The organism is Nocardiopsis sp. KDC1DS13DA1 (assembly GCF_055632325.1).
On sequence record NZ_JBVMUY010000003.1, the window covers coordinates 130,335 to 145,607 of the forward strand.

At 72.4% G+C, this 15,273-nt stretch carries 14 protein-coding genes; 8 read left to right on the plus strand and 6 right to left on the minus strand.

Features of this window, described 5'->3' with window-relative positions; all coding sequences use genetic code 11:
- Nucleotides 1-95 precede the first annotated feature (95 nt).
- The gene (locus tag ACTVAJ_RS01560; protein ID WP_470386185.1) at nucleotides 96-524 is read left to right on the plus strand and encodes a protein-tyrosine phosphatase family protein; all 429 of its coding nucleotides are present in this window, start codon (nucleotides 96-98) and stop codon (nucleotides 522-524) included.
- A 48-nt stretch (nucleotides 525-572) separates the two neighbouring features.
- On the opposite strand, the gene ACTVAJ_RS01565 is transcribed toward ACTVAJ_RS01560, so the two are convergent.
- A complete protein-coding gene (locus ACTVAJ_RS01565; RefSeq protein WP_470386186.1) occupies nucleotides 573-818 on the minus strand; it encodes a hypothetical protein in 246 nt (81 codons plus the stop codon).
- Nucleotides 819-960: 142 nt separating this feature from the next.
- Nucleotides 961-1,665 carry a carbonic anhydrase gene (locus ACTVAJ_RS01570; protein WP_470386187.1) on the minus strand — a complete coding sequence of 235 codons (705 nt, stop codon included), beginning with the start codon at nucleotides 1,663-1,665 and terminating at the stop codon, nucleotides 961-963.
- A gap of 318 nt (nucleotides 1,666-1,983) precedes the next feature.
- Between ACTVAJ_RS01570 and ACTVAJ_RS01575 the strand changes: the two genes are divergently transcribed.
- The 3 genes from ACTVAJ_RS01575 to rsgA all read left to right on the plus strand — a co-directional run bounded on the left by ACTVAJ_RS01575 (nucleotide 1,984) and on the right by rsgA (nucleotide 5,050).
- Nucleotides 1,984-2,628 (plus strand): TetR/AcrR family transcriptional regulator, encoded by a 645-nt coding sequence (locus ACTVAJ_RS01575; protein ID WP_470386188.1) that lies wholly within the window; start codon nucleotides 1,984-1,986, stop codon nucleotides 2,626-2,628.
- Nucleotides 2,629-2,808: 180 nt separating this feature from the next.
- Nucleotides 2,809-3,699 (plus strand): MHYT domain-containing protein, encoded by an 891-nt coding sequence (locus ACTVAJ_RS01580; RefSeq protein ID WP_470386189.1) that lies wholly within the window; start codon nucleotides 2,809-2,811, stop codon nucleotides 3,697-3,699.
- Nucleotides 3,700-3,928: 229 nt separating this feature from the next.
- Entirely contained in the window at nucleotides 3,929-5,050 is a 1,122-nt protein-coding gene (rsgA, locus tag ACTVAJ_RS01585; RefSeq protein ID WP_470386190.1) for a ribosome small subunit-dependent GTPase A, read from the plus strand.
- A gap of 110 nt (nucleotides 5,051-5,160) precedes the next feature.
- On the opposite strand, the gene ACTVAJ_RS01590 is transcribed toward rsgA, so the two are convergent.
- Together ACTVAJ_RS01590 and metG are read right to left on the minus strand one after the other, a co-directional pair.
- Entirely contained in the window at nucleotides 5,161-6,084 is a 924-nt protein-coding gene (locus ACTVAJ_RS01590; protein ID WP_470386191.1) for a TatD family hydrolase, read from the minus strand.
- A complete protein-coding gene (gene metG, locus ACTVAJ_RS01595) occupies nucleotides 6,071-7,900 on the minus strand; it encodes a methionine--tRNA ligase (RefSeq protein WP_470386192.1) in 1,830 nt (609 codons plus the stop codon). The genes ACTVAJ_RS01590 and metG overlap by 14 nt, the downstream gene beginning before the upstream one ends.
- A 208-nt stretch (nucleotides 7,901-8,108) precedes the next feature.
- Here metG and ACTVAJ_RS01600 point away from each other — a divergent pair, with 208 nt between their 5' ends.
- A complete protein-coding gene (locus ACTVAJ_RS01600; RefSeq protein ID WP_470386193.1) occupies nucleotides 8,109-8,549 on the plus strand; it encodes a hypothetical protein in 441 nt (146 codons plus the stop codon).
- Between the two features lie 72 nt (nucleotides 8,550-8,621).
- On the plus strand, nucleotides 8,622-11,264 hold the full coding sequence (secD, locus tag ACTVAJ_RS01605) for a protein translocase subunit SecD (RefSeq protein ID WP_470386194.1): 2,643 nt from the start codon (nucleotides 8,622-8,624) through the stop codon (nucleotides 11,262-11,264).
- A gap of 98 nt (nucleotides 11,265-11,362) precedes the next feature.
- On the opposite strand, the gene ACTVAJ_RS01610 is transcribed toward secD, so the two are convergent.
- Nucleotides 11,363-12,025, minus strand: coding sequence for an AIM24 family protein (locus ACTVAJ_RS01610; protein ID WP_470386195.1), 663 nt, complete (start codon nucleotides 12,023-12,025; stop codon nucleotides 11,363-11,365).
- A complete protein-coding gene (rsmI, locus tag ACTVAJ_RS01615) occupies nucleotides 12,018-12,902 on the minus strand; it encodes a 16S rRNA (cytidine(1402)-2'-O)-methyltransferase (protein WP_470386196.1) in 885 nt (294 codons plus the stop codon). Before rsmI ends, ACTVAJ_RS01610 begins: the two co-directional genes overlap by 8 nt.
- A 108-nt stretch (nucleotides 12,903-13,010) precedes the next feature.
- Here rsmI and ACTVAJ_RS01620 point away from each other — a divergent pair, with 108 nt between their 5' ends.
- Nucleotides 13,011-14,657, plus strand: a complete 1,647-nt coding sequence (locus ACTVAJ_RS01620) for a dolichyl-phosphate-mannose--protein mannosyltransferase (protein WP_470386197.1) — start codon at nucleotides 13,011-13,013, stop codon at nucleotides 14,655-14,657.
- A 345-nt stretch (nucleotides 14,658-15,002) separates the two neighbouring features.
- The gene (locus ACTVAJ_RS01625) at nucleotides 15,003-15,206 is read left to right on the plus strand and encodes a cold-shock protein (protein WP_470386198.1); all 204 of its coding nucleotides are present in this window, start codon (nucleotides 15,003-15,005) and stop codon (nucleotides 15,204-15,206) included.
- Nucleotides 15,207-15,273 lie beyond the last annotated feature (67 nt).

Below are 15,273 nucleotides of genomic sequence, written 5' to 3' on the forward strand. Positions count from 1 at the left end.
GGGCGGGGCCGAGGGGCCCCGCCCCCTCGCCGTGCCCGGGGCACGGGGCCGGGAGGGGGCGCGGGACGTGTGAGGGGTGTACCGGGAGGCGAGTGGTGATCGAACCGTGGAACCCCGCGGCCAGGGGTGTGGTGCGGCTGCCGTCGGGACGGCTCGTACGGGGACGCGGCCTCGCACGGGCCCTCCCCGGGGGACCGGAGCCCACGTTCGGGCTGTACCTGCTGGGCAGGGAGCCGCCGCCCGTGCGCTGGGAGTCCCGCTGGGTCCGCTGGCCCGACTTCAGCCTCCCGAGCGACCGCGCCGCCGCGCGGGAGGCGCTGCGGGAGGCGTGGGAGCGCTCGGCCGCCGAGCGCGTCGAGGTCGCCTGCACGATGGGCAGCGGACGCACCGGAACGGCCCTGGCCTGCCTCGCCGTCCTGGACGGCGTGCCGGGCGGGGAGGCGCTCGCCTGGGTGCGGCGGCACTACTCGACCCGTGTCGTGGAGACCCCGTGGCAGCGGCGCTTCGTCGCCCGCTTCCGCTGAGCCCGCCCGGCGGGGCGGCTGCCGACGGCGCGCGCCCGCCTTCGGGCCTCACATCATGGGGGCGATGACCACCCGGTAGCGCTCGCCGTCCCCGGTGGACACGTCGCGGCGGAAGTCGTTGACGCGGTTGACGGACCGCTGCACCACGCTGCCGTCCATCCCGGCGGTATCGACCGTGGGGAGGTACTTCTCCACCGCGCGCAGCGCCTCGTCGACGGTCAGGGCGGTCTCCCGCCGCTCCGGGACGATGCGCCACCCGTCGGCGGCGAGGCGGCTGATGGCGATCCGGAACATACCGGTCTCCCTGCGGTCTCGGGGGGCTCTGAGCGCATTCTCCCCCATCACCGCCGATGCTGTGAAGTGCCCGGGTGCGGGCGGTACGCGTTCGGCCGGAACGCGCCCGGCGTCCGTTCCGCCCGTCCCGGGCACCCGTGCGTCAGAGCCAGGTGACCCGCGAGTCCCCCAGGTCGTAGCGCGCGGCCACGACGTCCAGGAGCCCGGAGTCGACCCGGTCCCGCAGGTCGGGGTCCTCCCTCAGCGTCCGGGCGACGTGCCGCGCGTTGGCGCGGATGCAGTCGTCGACGAAGTCGTCGCCGTCGTCGGGCGTGGACTCGACGACGGGGAGGATCCGCTCGACCAGGTAGCCGATGTGGCCCTGCGGGACCTCGCCGCTCCGGTACGCCTCGACCGCGGCCGTGACCGCGCCGCACGAGGAGTGCCCCAGGACGACGATGAGCGGCACCTCCAGGTGTTCGGCGGCGTAGCTGAGGCTGCCGAGGACGGACTCGTCGAGCACCTCGCCCGCCGAGCGGATCGTGAACAGGTCGCCGAGGCCGTGGTCGAAGAGCAGCTCCGGGGGGACGCGCGAGTCCGCGCAGCCCAGGACCGTGGCGAAGGGGTACTGGCCGTCGACGAGCTCGGCTCTGCGGGCTCTGCCCTCGTGCGGATGGCGGGAGTCGTAGCGGCGCCAGCGGCGGTTGCCGCGCCGGAGCAGGCGCAGGGCGCCGTGGGCGTCCACGGAGCCGGGGGAGACGGTGGGGACGGGTTCGGCGAGGGCCGCGGCCGGTACCGCGGTCGCGGCGGCGGCACCGGCGCCGCCGAGGAGGGAGGCGCGCAGGGCGCCGCGGCGTGAGAGGGCCATGGGGGTACGAATCCTCACGTATGTAGTCAAACTACTGTGGGTCTCATGGACGCGACAGAACCTACTCTTCGCGACCATTCGGACACCATCGGTTTGACGGTTCCCTAACGCCGTTCGGATGTGCGACCCAACACAGTGCCCGCGCCCGTCCCGCCCCGCCGCGCCGGGAACCGGCCGCGCGGCGCCGACGGCCTCCCCTACCATGGGAATGCCTACCGACCGTTCGTTAGGTTCCGGTTCCCACGTGGGGCCGCCGACACGGTCGTGGACCCATCCGCCCAGCGCACGCGGGCCCGACAGGAGGTAGATTCGACAGCCGTGTCCCGAACTTCCCCAGCCGAACCAGCGCCCTCGCGCGGCGAGGCCGCGCGCCGCCGTTCCGGCCGCCCCGGCCACGACGCCGACTCCGTCCTGCGTGTCGCGGCGCGTGTGTTCAACGAGCGCGGGTACGACGGCACGAGCATGGAGGATCTGGCCCGCGCCCTCGGCGTGACCAAGTCGGCCATCTACCACCACGTCAGCGGCAAGGCCGAGCTGCTGCGCCGCTCACTCGACCTCGCCCTCGACGCGCTCTTCGCCGTCACCCGGGAGGAGGCCTCGACCACAGGTCCGGCGATCGACCGGCTGGAGAACGTCCTGCGCGGCAGCGTCCGCGTCCTGGTGGAGGAGCTGCCGCACGTGACCCTCCTGCTGCGGGTGCGGGGCAACACCGAGGTGGAGAAGCACGCGCTGGCCCGGCGCCGCGAGTTCGACCACCTGGTCGCCGACCTCGTGCGCGAGGGCATCGCCGCCGGTGGGATCCGCGACGACGTGGACCCGGCGGTCGCCTCCCGGCTGCTGTTCGGCATGGTCAACTCGATCGTGGAGTGGTACAAGCCCGACCGCGGCCTGGACGCCGACGAGCTGGCCGACTCCCTGTCCCGCATCGCCTTCCAGGGGATGCGGTCCGACGGCGTCAGGTAAGGACCGCGCCGCGGGCGTCGTCCGCGGGGGTGGCGGGCCACGGGTGGGCGGAGGCCCTCCCACACGGAAACCATGTGACCGGAACCGGTCACTTTACGTTGCCCTAACCACTCGTGTCACAAATCATCGGATTTGTAGCATGGACCTCCCCCCAACCAGTCGGCCCGGAGCGTCGCACCAGTGGTCCAGTACCTCGCGCAGAACGCCCTCATCCCCTCAATCGCCTACACCGTCTCCGTCATCGGCTCGCTGCTCGGCCTCGCCTTCGCCGCGCGCGCCCGGCTCACCGCCAGCGCGGCCCGCTGGGTGTGGCTGGCCCTGGCCGCCCTCTCCCTGGGCGGCACCGCCGTGTGGTCCATGCACTTCATCGCGATGATGGGCTACTCCGTACCGGACGTCCTCATCCGCTACGACCCCGTCCTCACCGTGGCCAGCGGCGCCCTCTCCGTGGCGGTCATGGCCGTCGCCCTGGCGCTGACGGTCACCCGGCCGACCAACGCCCGCCTGCTCCTGGGCGGTCTCATCTCCGGGATCGGGATCGTCTCCATGCACTACATGGGCATGGCCTCGATGAACTTCGTCGGGAGCATGCACCACGACCACGTCCACGTGGCCGCGGCCGCGGCGATCGCCCTGGTGGCGGCCACCGCCGCCCTGTGGTGCGCCTCCCGGCTGCGCGGCTCGCCCGTGGTCGTCGCCGCCTCCCTGGTGATGGCCGCCGCCGTGACCGCCATGCACTACACCGCGATGGCCGGGGTCAGCATCACCCCCGCCGCCACCGGGCCGCGGCGTTCCACCCCGCCGGGGTCCAGCGCCCCCGACCTGCTGCTGCCGATGATCGTGGGCCTGTTCGTGTTCCTGCTCATCTGCAGCCTCGTCCTCATGCTCGCGGCCGACGACCGCGACGCCCGCCGCGGGACCGCCCCGAGGGCGCCGGCCGCCCCCGGCCCCGGGGTCGGGGTCGGGGTCGGGCCCGACGACACCGGCGCCCTCCCCTACCGGCCCCGGCACTCCGCGCGCGGCCCCGCGTCCGCGCCCGGCGACGACGTGTGGACGCCCCGCGGGCGCTGACCCCGGCGGGGGCCGCCCCGACGCCCGGAAAAACCACTGGCTCCCCCGGGCCCGGCCGACCTAGAATCGGCCGGGCCCGTACGCGCCGCGTACCACGGGGCCGACCGACGACGGAGAGGACGACGCCATGGCTGAGTTCACGTTCCACCCCCAGCCCGCCAGCACGATCGTCCGCGAGCCCTAGAGGGACACCCTCCCCACCGGGGCTCGCCGTCACAGAGAGCCCGACGTGAGTACTCACGACCACTCCGCCGACGCCGCCGCGTCGCACCCCCTGGCCCCGTTCGGCTGGACCCCCCGTGTCGAGGCCGCCTTCGACGCCGTCGCCCTGACCAGCCAGCACGTCCTCCTGCCCGCCCGCGTCAGCGCCGCGCGCCGCGGCGGTGCGCAGGTCCTCCTGCCCCAGGCCGAGACCGCCGAGCACTCCCCCGCCGTGCGCCGGGCCGCCCGTACCGACCCCGCCAGCGCCCCGACCAGCGGCGACTGGGTGGCGGTACGCCGCTCCGGTGGCACCTGGCTGGTCGAGGCCGTCCTGGAGCGCGCCTCGACCCTCGTCCGGCAGGGCGTGGCCACCGACTCCCACGACCAGGTCCTGGCCGCCAACGTCGACTCCGTCCTCATCTGCGAGGCCGCCGACCAGGGGCCCAACGTGGGCCGCCTGGAGCGCTTCCTGAGCCTGGCCTGGGCCAGCGGGGCCACCCCGCTGGTCGCGGTCACCAAGGCCGAACTGGCCGGGGACCGCCTCCCGGAGGTGGTCGAACTCGTCGAGTCCGTCGCCGGCGGCGCCGACGTGTACACCGTCAGCGCCCACACCGGGGCCGGACTGGAGGAGCTGTCGGCGCGTCTGCTGCCCGGCAGCACCTGGGTTCTTCTGGGCACCTCCGGCGCCGGCAAGTCCAGCCTGGTCAACGCGGTCGCCGGACGCGACCTGATGGACACCGGCCAGATCCGCCAGGACAGGCGCGGACGGCACACGACCACCCACCGCCAGCTCCTGGGCCTGCCCGGAGGGGCCCTGGTCCTGGACATCCCCGGCGTGCGCCGGATCGACGTCCCGGGGGATCCGACCGGAGTGGACCGCACCTTCGACGACATCCGGGAGTTCGCCGAGCGGTGCCGGTTCGCGGACTGCTCGCACGGCCCCGAGCCCGGTTGCGCGGTCGTCGCCGCCGTCGACGAGGGCGAGCTGGACACCCGGCGGCTGGAGCGCTGGAACAAGCTCCGGCGCGAGGCCGAGCGGAACCGGTCCAGGACCGACCGGCGGTTGCGGGTCGAGGAGAAGCGGCGCGGGAAGACCCTCGACAAGGCCGCCAGGGACGCCCAGCGCCGCAAACGCGGCCACGCCTTCTGACCGCCGACCGTTCCGGCGGCCGCACGGTCGCGCGCGGGTCCACCCGCACGCGCGGACGCCCGGCCCCCTCGGGGAGCCGGGCGTCCGCCGGTTCGGCCGCCGCGGGCGGCTCAGATACCGAAGGCGCGCCGCGCGTTGTCGGCGACGGCCGCGGCCAGCTCGTCCTCGTCCATCCCCTTGGTCCGGGCCAGGGCACGCAGCGTGTGCGGGATGAGGTACGGGGCGTTGGGCCGTCCCCGGTAAGGCTTGGGCGTCAGGAAGGGCGCGTCGGTCTCCACGAGCACCAGCTCCGGGGGCGCCACCCGGGCCGCCTCGCGCAACGGCTCGGCGCTGGCGAAGGTCACGTTGCCCGCGAAGCTCATGAAGTAGCCCCGCTCCGCGCAGACCTTGGCCATGTCGGCGTCACCGGAGAAGCAGTGGAAGACGACGCGCTCGGGCGCGCCCTCCTCCGCCAGGATCCGCAGGACGTCCTCGTGCGCCTCGCGGTCGTGGATCATCACCGCCTTGCCGTGGCGCTTGGCGATGTCGATGTGGCGGCGGAAGGACTCCTCCTGCGCACGCGCCCCCTCCGGGCCGGTGCGGAAGGTGTCCATCCCGGTCTCCCCGACCGCCACCACGTGCGGCAGGGCGGCCAGCGCGTCGATCCCCGCCAGCTCCTCGGCCAGGCCCTCGGCACCGCCGCCGGGACGGGTCCTGCCCGCCCAGTCGGTGTCGTCGACCTCCACGCCCTCGGCACCGTCGCCGTGCACGACGCGCGGCGCCTCGTTGGGGTGCAGGGCGACGGCCGCCCACACCCGGCCCGGGTGCGCGGCGGCGGTCTCGGCGGCCCAGCGCGACGACGGCAGGTCCACGCCCACCTGGATGAGCGGGGTCACGCCGACGCTCTCGGCCACCCGGATGATCTCCTCGACACCGGGCGTCTGCATGTCCATGTGCGTGTGGCTGTCGGCCACGGGGACGCGCAGGGGCTCGGGCACGGGCGGCGGGGTCTGGCTGTTGCGCTCCCTGACCGCCTTGCCGCTACGCCTGGCCATCGCTGCCCTCCAGGCCCAGGCGGGCCAGCTCCTCGTCGACCACGGACGGGTCGAGCTTGGCGAACAGCGGCTGCGGGCGGCTCAGCGGGGTGCCGGGCGCGATCGGCCGGGACTCCCAGCGCGCCTCGTCGCCGGCGTAGTCCCCGGTGATCACCGGGTAGTCCACGGCCTCGGCGGAGCCGCCGATGGTGTCGTGGCCGGTCTCCAGGCGGGGCATGCCCGTCCAGGTACCGGTGCCGCCCAGCATCGCGTACACCTTGTTGGCCGACTCGGGCAGGAACGGCGTGAGCAGCGTGTTGGCGTCGCTGACCAGCTGGAGCGCCACGTGCAGGACGGTGGCCATCCGCTCCGGGTCGGTCTTCTTCAGCGCCCACGGGGCCTGGTCGGAGATGTACTTGTTCGCCTCGGCGACGGTGCGCATGGCCTCCTGGAGCGCCGCCTTGAACTGGGACCGCTCCAGCCGCTCGCCGACCGCCGCGAACGCCTCCCGCGACGCGGCCAGCACCCGCCGGTCCTCGTCGTCGAGTTCGCCCGCCGCGGGGATCTCGCCGAGGTTCTTGGCGGCCATGGAGATCGAGCGGTTGACCAGGTTGCCCCAGGCCGCGACCAGCTCGTCGTTGTTGCGGCGCACGAACTCGGCCCAGGTGAAGTCGGTGTCCTGGGTCTCGGGCCCGGCGGCCATGATGTAGTAGCGCAGGGCGTCGGCGGAGTAGCGCTCCAGGAAGTCGCGCACGTAGATCACCACGCGGCGCGAGGAGGAGAACTTGCGACCCTCCATGGTGAGGAACTCGCTGGAGACCACCTCGGTGGGCAGGTTGAGGGAGCCCAGCTCGCCCGCGTCGCCGCCGCGGTCGCCCTCGCCGCTGGCGCCGAGCAGGATGGCGGGCCAGATCACCGAGTGGAAGACGATGTTGTCCTTGCCCATGAAGTAGTAGGACCGGGCGTCCCCGTTCTGCCACCAGCGGCGCCACGCGTCCGGCTCCCCGACGCGCCGGGACCACTCGATGGACGCGGAGAGGTAGCCGATCACCGCGTCGAACCACACGTAGAGGCGCTTGTTGGCGTTGTCCGACCAGCCCTCCAGCGGGATCGGCACGCCCCAGTTGAGGTCGCGGGTGACCGCGCGGGGCTGGAGGTCCTCCACCAGGTTCAGGGAGAACTTGAGGACGTTGGGGCGCCAGTCGCCCTCCTTGCCCTTCAGCCACCTGGTGAGGATGTCGGCGAAGGCGGGCAGGTCGAGCATGAAGTGCTCGGTGTCCACGAACTCCGGGGCCTCGCCGTTGATCCTCGACCGGGGGCCGATGAGGTCGATCGGGTCGAGCTGGTTGCCGCAGTTGTCGCACTGGTCCCCGCGCGCGCCGTCGTAACCGCAGATCGGGCAGGTGCCCTCGATGTAGCGGTCGGGCAGCGTGCGGCCGGTGGACGGCGAGATCGCGCCCTTGGTGGTGTGCGTGAAGACGTAGCCGTTCTCGTACAGCGTGGTGAACAGCTGCTGGGCGACGGAGTAGTGGTTGCCGGTGGAGGTACGGGTGAACAGGTCGTAGGAGAGGCCGAGGGCGACCAGGTCCTCGGCGATGATCCGGTTGTAGCGGTCCGCCAGCTCCCGGGCGCTCAGGCCCTCCTGGTCGGCCAGCACCTGGATCGGGGTGCCGTGTTCGTCGGTGCCGCTGACCATCAGCACGTTGTTGCCCGACATTCGCTGGAAGCGGGAGAAGACGTCGGAGGGGACTCCGAAGCCGGACACGTGACCGATGTGGCGCGGTCCGTTGGCGTAGGGCCAGGCGACCGCGGTCAGGATGTGGCGATTCGACGACATGCCTCAAGACTAAAGCCGTCGGGACACGGCCGCGCCCTCCGGCGCGGTCTCGGAGCCCCGGTTGTCCACAGGGGGCCGGGGACGATTCCCTGAGGAGTGACCGTGCCCGTATGCTCTGCTGAACGCCGCCGAACGCGACCGGGGCGCACGGCGGCTGCACAGTCAACCCGGTCCTGCGTCAGAGGCGGTGGTCACCACGGTTACCCGTGTGCTGCACCGCCCTGCCCGGACCACCGCGCTCATCACCGGCATGGTGCTGATGGTCGTGCTCTCCCTGCCCGCGGCCTCCGGCGCCGCGGCGATGGCCGACGTGCTCGACCACCACCCGCACGGCGCCTCCGGCGTCGGACGGGCGGCCGGGACCGGCACGGAGACCGGGGAGGACACCGGCGAGGGCGGCCGCGAGTACGCCGGCCCGGGCGAGCGCCCGTTCCTGACGACCGCGGCGGTCCCGGTCACCTGCGACCAGCGCGCCACCCCGCGCGACCTGCCCGACGCGGTACCCGGCTGCGCGCTGCGGCTGGCGGCGTGGGAGCAGCCGTGGTGGCCGCTCCCCCACCCGCACCCCGATCCGCTGCCCGAACAGGTCACCTCCGGGGAACTGCCGCCCACACGCGCGCCCCCTCTCACCGCGCCCGCCACCGTCTGACCCCCGTCGGACCGCGCCCGGCCCACCGGACGCGCCCGGCGATCCACCATCCGCAGTGAGAGGTTCCACCCCTTGTCCAGTCAAACGGGAGCCGGAGGGCGCTGGATTCGCGCGCTCATCTCCCTCCTCGTCATCCTCGTCGCGTTCGGCGCGGCGTGGTTCATCCCGCCCCGCCTGGGTCTCGACCTCAGCGGCGGCACGCAGATCGTCCTGGAGACCCAGGACGGCCCGGACGGCACCCCGGCCAACGCCGAGAACACCGACATGGTCATCGAGGTGCTGCGCCAGCGCATCGACAGCCTCGGCGTCGCCGAGGCGAACATGTCGCGCTCCGGCGCCAACCGGATCATCGTCGAGCTGCCCGGCGTCCAGGACCCGGCGGAGGCCGCCCAGGTCATCGGCCAGACCGCGCAGCTGACCATCCATCCCGTCCTGGGCACCGGCCAGGGCGGCCAGGGGGTCACCCCCGGCGACTTCGCCAACGCCCCCCAGGACACGGCCGACGAGGCCCGTCCTCCGGCCGACGCCGAGGAGAACGGGGACGGCTCCTCCGGTGACGGTGAGGGCACCGAGGGCGGCTCCGAGCTGTCCGAGGAGGAGATGGCCGAGCTCTTCGGCAGCATGGGCGGCGACCCCACCGCCGGCCAGGACCAGCCCGCGGAGAACCCGGACGACGTCGTCGAGACGCTCCCGGACTCCACCGGGACCTACCTCCAGCTCGGCGAGGCCGCCATCCAGGGCGACCACATCTCCGGCGCCACCGCCCGGCTCGACAACGCCACCGGCGCCTCCTGGGTCGTGGACGTCAACTTCCGCGGCCAGGGCCGTGACGAGTGGGCGGAGCTGACCGGCGAGGCCGCCTGCTACGACGTGGGCGACCCGCGCCGCCGCGTCGCGATCGTCCTGGACGACGAGATCATCTCCGCTCCCGAGCTCAACAACAGCTACGTGTGCGACGCCGGGAGCCGTGAGGGCGTCACGACCATCACCAACTCCGAGTTCAACAGCGAGACCGCCGGCGAACTCGCGGTGCTGATCGAGGGCGGTTCGCTGCCGCTGCCGGTCACCGAGGTCCAGCGCCAGACCGTCGGCCCGACCCTCGGTGCCGCCGCCATCCAGGCCAGCGCGATCGCCGCCGTGCTGGGTATCGCGTTCACCGCCCTGTACATCACGCTCGTCTACCGGCTCGTCGGTCTGCTGGCGTCGGTGGCGCTGGCGTTCTACACGCTGATCGCCTACGGTGCGCTGGTCGCGATCGGGGCGACGCTGACACTGCCGGGTCTGGCGGGCTTCGTCCTGGCCATCGGCATGGCCATCGACGCCAACGTGCTGATCTTCGAGCGGGCACGCGAGGAGTACCAGCGCCAGCAGCAGGTCTACGACGCCAACCGGGCGTCCGGCATGCGGGACTCCGACGACGGGGAGACCAAGGGCGCGGCCGCCCGGCGCCGTCGCCGCCGAGCCATCCCGCCGAGCCTGGAGAAGGCCTTCGTCGAGGGCAGCCGGAAGGCGTGGAGCGCGGTGCTCGACACCAACATCACCACGCTCATCGCCGCGGCCCTGCTGTTCTTCTTCGCCTCCGGCACCGTCCAGGGCTTCGGTGTGACCCTGAGCATCGGCACCATCGCCTCGATGGTCTCCGCCCTGGTCATCGCCCGCGTCCTGGTCGAGTGGGCGGTCCGCCGCGCGATCGTGCGCAAGCACCCGGCGATCACCGGCCTCAACAAGATCGGGCCGGTGCGCACCTGGCTGACCACCAAGAACCCGGACCTGATGAAGTTCCGCCGGATCGCCCTGGGCGTGGCCGGGCTCATCGTCGTGATCGCCGTCGCCGCGCCGTTCGTGCGGGAGGCCAACCTGGGCGTGGAGTTCACCGGGGGCCGGGTCCTGGAGTACGAGATCACCGGCGACCAGGACCTGAGCGTGAACGAGGCCCGCGAGGTCGTCGCCGGGCTCGACTTCCCCGGCTCGGACACCGCGGTCGTGCAGGAGGCCGGTGACGGCGACCTCGCCGTGCGTACCGGGGACATCTCCGACACCGACGCCGCGTCCGTCCAGGAGGCCCTGGACGAGGCGACCGGCGGTGTGGAACTGCTCAGCGACGAGCTGATCGGCCCGAGCATGGGTGACGAGCTGCGCAACCGGGCGCTGGTCGCCCTGGGTGCGGCGCTGGCCCTCCAGCTGCTCTACCTCGCCTGGCGGTTCCGCTGGTCCTTCGGCCTGTCCACGATGCTGTCGCTGGCGTTCAACATCATCCTGGTCATCGGGCTGTTCATCTGGCTGGGCAAGCCGATCGACGGTGTGTTCCTCGCCGCGATCCTCAGTGTGATCGGTTTCAGCGTCAACGACACGGTCGTGGTGTTCGACCGCGTGCGCGACGAGTGGGCGAGGGACGACAGGTCCCCGTTCGGGGAGATCGCCAACCGGGCGGTGCTCAACACGCTGCCGCGTACGGTCAACACGACCGTGGGCGCGCTGATCATCCTGAGCTTCCTCACCTTCTTCGGTGGGTCCTCGCTCCAGGACTTCTCGATCGCGATGCTGGTCGGTCTGAGCACCGGTGTGGTCTCCACGGTGTTCGTGGCGGTCCCGCTGGCCATCTTCTTCCAGAAGTGGGACAACACGCCCGCGCCGCACGTGCTCAAGGAGCGCAGAGCCAAGCAGCGCAACGCCGCCAAGGCGGCCCGCGAGATGGACGACGGCGCCGTCGTCTAGGGCTCGCACCCGCCTGACGCGAGGGGCCCGGGTACCGTGCTTCGGCACGGCGCCCGGGCCCCTCGCTCGCGTGCTGGGTGTTCGGGCCCTGCCCCGCGTCAGCCCGCGGCGGCGGGGGGCGGAGCGCCCTCGGACGCCTGGACGAGCACGAAGCCCTGCCCCTCGAAGGACAGCTGGACGGCCTCGCCGCTGCCCCGGCCGACCAGCGCGCCCGCCTTCATGGTCCGGCGCACACCGGAGCGCAGGGAGCTGGACCAGGCGACCACCGCGTCGGTGTCGACGAAGGTCGGCTGGTCGACGTTGAGCAGCACCGGGGCGCCGTGGCAGGCGATGGCCACCCGGCCGTGCCCGTGGAACACCGTGTTGAACAGGCCGCCGGACATGACCCCCGCGCCCTCGACGCGTCGGATGTCCCAGGCCAGCGTGGGGTCGAAGGCCAGGACGTTGTCACCGTTGACGGTGATCGCGTCGCCCTCCAGGTCGACGAGGTGCACGTCCCAGGCGTCGCGGGCCAGGAAGACGTCTCCCTGGCCGGTGATCCGCATCAGGGGCATGCCCTCACCGGTGAAGGCCTTCTTGAAGAACCTGCCGACACTGCCGGCGCCCTCGTAGGAGAAGTCGATGTTTCCCTGGTAGGCGACCATCGAGCCCTGCCGCGCGAGCACCTCGCCGTTGAGGCCGATCCGCAGCATCTTGTGGTTCTGGAGGGACATACCCGGGACGTTGTTCTCCTGGGCGCGCTGGAAGAGTTCGCTACGCATGCCCCTGATCCTGCCCTACACCGTGGACGAGGTCGTACACCTCGCGCTTGGGCACACCCGCGTCCCTGGCCACCCGGGCGATCGCCTCCTTGCGGCGCACGCCCTCCTCCTCCAGGGCGGACACGGCCGCGACGAGGTCGGCGGGGACGGCCGACCGGCCGCCCGGGCGCGCACCCTCCACGACCACGGAGATCTCCCCGCGCACCCCCTCGGCCGCCCAGGCGGCGAGTTCACCGAGGCCGCCCCGGCGCACCTCCTCGTAGGTCTTGGTCAGCTCGCGGCACACGGCGGCCCGGCGGTCCGGGCCGAACGCGTCGGCCATCGCGGCCAGGGTCGCGGCGATCCGGTGGGGGCTCTCGAAGAAGACCATGGTGCGGCGCTCGCCCGCCAGGTCCGCCAGGTATCCGGCCAGCCCCTTGCGCGGTGGAAAGCCCTCGAAGCAGAATCGGTCGGTGGGCAGGCCGGAGACCACGAGCGCGGTCGTCACGGCCGACGGGCCCGGGATGGAGGTGACCGGAATGTCCTCCGCCGCGCAGGCCGCGGCCAGGCGGTAGCCGGGGTCCGACACCCCGGGCATCCCCGCGTCGGTGACCACCAGTACGTCGACCCCGCCCCTGAGGTCGGTGAGGAGTTCGTCGGTCCGGCGGCTCTCGTTGGCGTCGTAGTAGGACACGATCCGGGCGCCCTCGGCACCGCCCAGACGCACCCCCGCGCGCGCGGCGAACTGGCGCAGCCTGCGGGTGTCCTCCGCCGCGATGACGCGCGCGCCCTCCAACGCGCCGATCAGCCGGGGCGGCGCGTCCTCCAGGTTCCCGATGGGCAACCCGGCGAGCGTCAACGTCCCGACGCGCCGTGCACCAGCCACACCCTCAACCACTGTGATCCCCGTCCTGTCACGCTACGGTTGGCCTGTCATGCCGACCGAAAACCCGGTTTCGCGGCCCGTCCGCAAACGGACCGCCCGAACCCCAACCTACGAGCCGAGATGACCACCACCGCACCTTCCTCCGAGGCCCCGCCCTCCGCGGCGCCCCACCCGCCCCATCCACCCCGTCAACGCCTGGGCCTGCCGGGCGCGTCCGCCACCGGCCTGGGCCCGCCCTGGCTGGGCTGGGCGGGCGCCGTGCTCGTGGCGCTGTTCGCCGGAGCCCTGAGGTTCTTCAACCTCGGCGAGCCCCCGCGGATCTACTTCGACGAGACGTACTACGCCAAGGACGCCTACGGCCTGCAGGAGTTCGGCTACGAGCACGAGACGGTCGAACGCGCCGACGACCTGCTGGCCCAGGGACAGCAGGACATCTTCACCGGGGCGGGCGACTTCATCGTGCACCCGCCGGTCGGCAAGTGGATGATCGCGCTCGGCGACTGGCTGTGGTCGCTCCTGCCCTTCGGGTCGTCCATGACGCCCGAGGGCTGGCGGATGGCCTCCGCGCTGGCCGGGGTGTTCACGGTCCTCATCCTGGTGCGCCTGGCGACGCGGATGACCCGTTCGCTGCTGCTGGGCTGCACCGCGGGGCTGATCCTGGCCCTGGACGGGCTGCACTTCACGCTGAGCCGCGTCGCCATGGTGGACATGTTCCTCACGCTGTGGCTGCTGGCGGGGTTCGCGTGCCTGGTGATCGACCGAGACGCGACCCGGGAGCGGCTGGCGCGGATCGCCGAGTCCGGAGCGGACGTGACCCGGGTGTGGTGGCTGGGCGCGCGCTGGTGGCGGTTGGCCGCCGGGCTGTGCTTCGGTCTGGCGGTCGGCACGAAGTGGTCGGCACTGTTCTTCGTGGCGGCGTTCGGCCTGCTCACCGTGGCGTGGGACTACGGTGCGCGGCGCAACGTGGGGCAGCAGCGCCCGTTCTGGCGGTGGCTGGGGATCGACGCCGTCCCCGCCTTCGTGCAGACGGTCGTCGTGGCCGCGGTGGTCTACCTGGCCTCCTGGTCCGGCTGGCTGTTCACCAGCGGCGGCTACAACCGCGACCACGCCGCCGGACTGCTGCCGGCGTGGGTGCCCGCGCCGCTGAGCGGACCCTTCGAGGCGCTGGTGAGCCTGTGGGACTACCACGCCCGGATGATGCACTTCCACAACAACCTCACCAGCGACCACGCCTACATCTCCGCGCCGTGGGAGTGGCTGGTCATGCGCACCCCGGTGATGTTCCACTACAACGGTGAGGCCGTGGGCTGCGGCACCGGCGACTGCGTGACCTCGATCGTGTCCATCGGCACCCCCGTCATCTGGTGGACCGCGATCGTCGCGCTCCTGGTGATGGTCGGCTGGTGGGTGACCTTCCGCGACTGGCGTGCCGGAGCGGTGGTGCTGGCGGTGGCCGCGGGCTGGCTGCCCTGGTTCGCCTACCCGGACCGTCCGATGTTCCTGTTCTACGCACTGCCGATCCTGCCGTTCCTGGTCCTGGCCATCGTGCTCATGCTCGGGCTGGCCATGGGTGCGGGGGAGGACAGCCCCCGTTTCGCGCCCTATGCGCGGGCCGCGGGCGGAATCCTCTTCGGTGTCGTGATGTTGCTGATCATCGCGCACTTCGCGTATCTGTACCCGGTCCTGTCGGCCTATCCGATCGACGAGGCGAGCTGGCGGGAACGGATGTGGTTCGACGTGTGGATCTACGGCAGCGGAGGCTCCTGACCAGCGGGGGGACGCCGCTCGACGTGGGGGGTTGCGCGTCGGGCGGCGTCGGTGTTTCCGCCCGCGGAGTTCGTCTCCTTTAGTACCACCGGCGTGGGAAATCAACAGTTTGGAGTAGCCGAAAGAGGACACCCCGGGAACACGGATTTCTGCGGGAAAGCACTCGGCACGGAGCACGCGTCCTGGTAACGTCAACGACTGGTTGCTGTTGTTGTTTCCATGGATGCCCGAGGCGCCTCGCGGAACTGCACGTGGGCGCTTGTCGGGGACGTTCTCGCCGATGCGGCGCCCGGCGACCCGGGGCCAGCAGGGTGCGGCCCCGCAGTAGTCCCCAAGGGAGAGCACATGGCTCAGGGCACCGTGAAGTGGTTCAACTCTGAGAAGGGTTTCGGGTTCATCGCCGTCGGCGGCGGTCAGCCCGACGTGTTCGTCCACTACTCGGCGATCGCGGGTACCGGCTTCCGGAACCTGGAGGAGGACCAGAAGGTCGAGTTCGACATCATCCAGGGCCCCAAGGGCCCGCAGGCGGCTGACGTCCGCGCGATCTGATCGCCACCCGTCTTCCCGGCCCCCGCTCGCCCGCGAGCGGGGGCCGGTCGGTCTTCGGACACCTCGT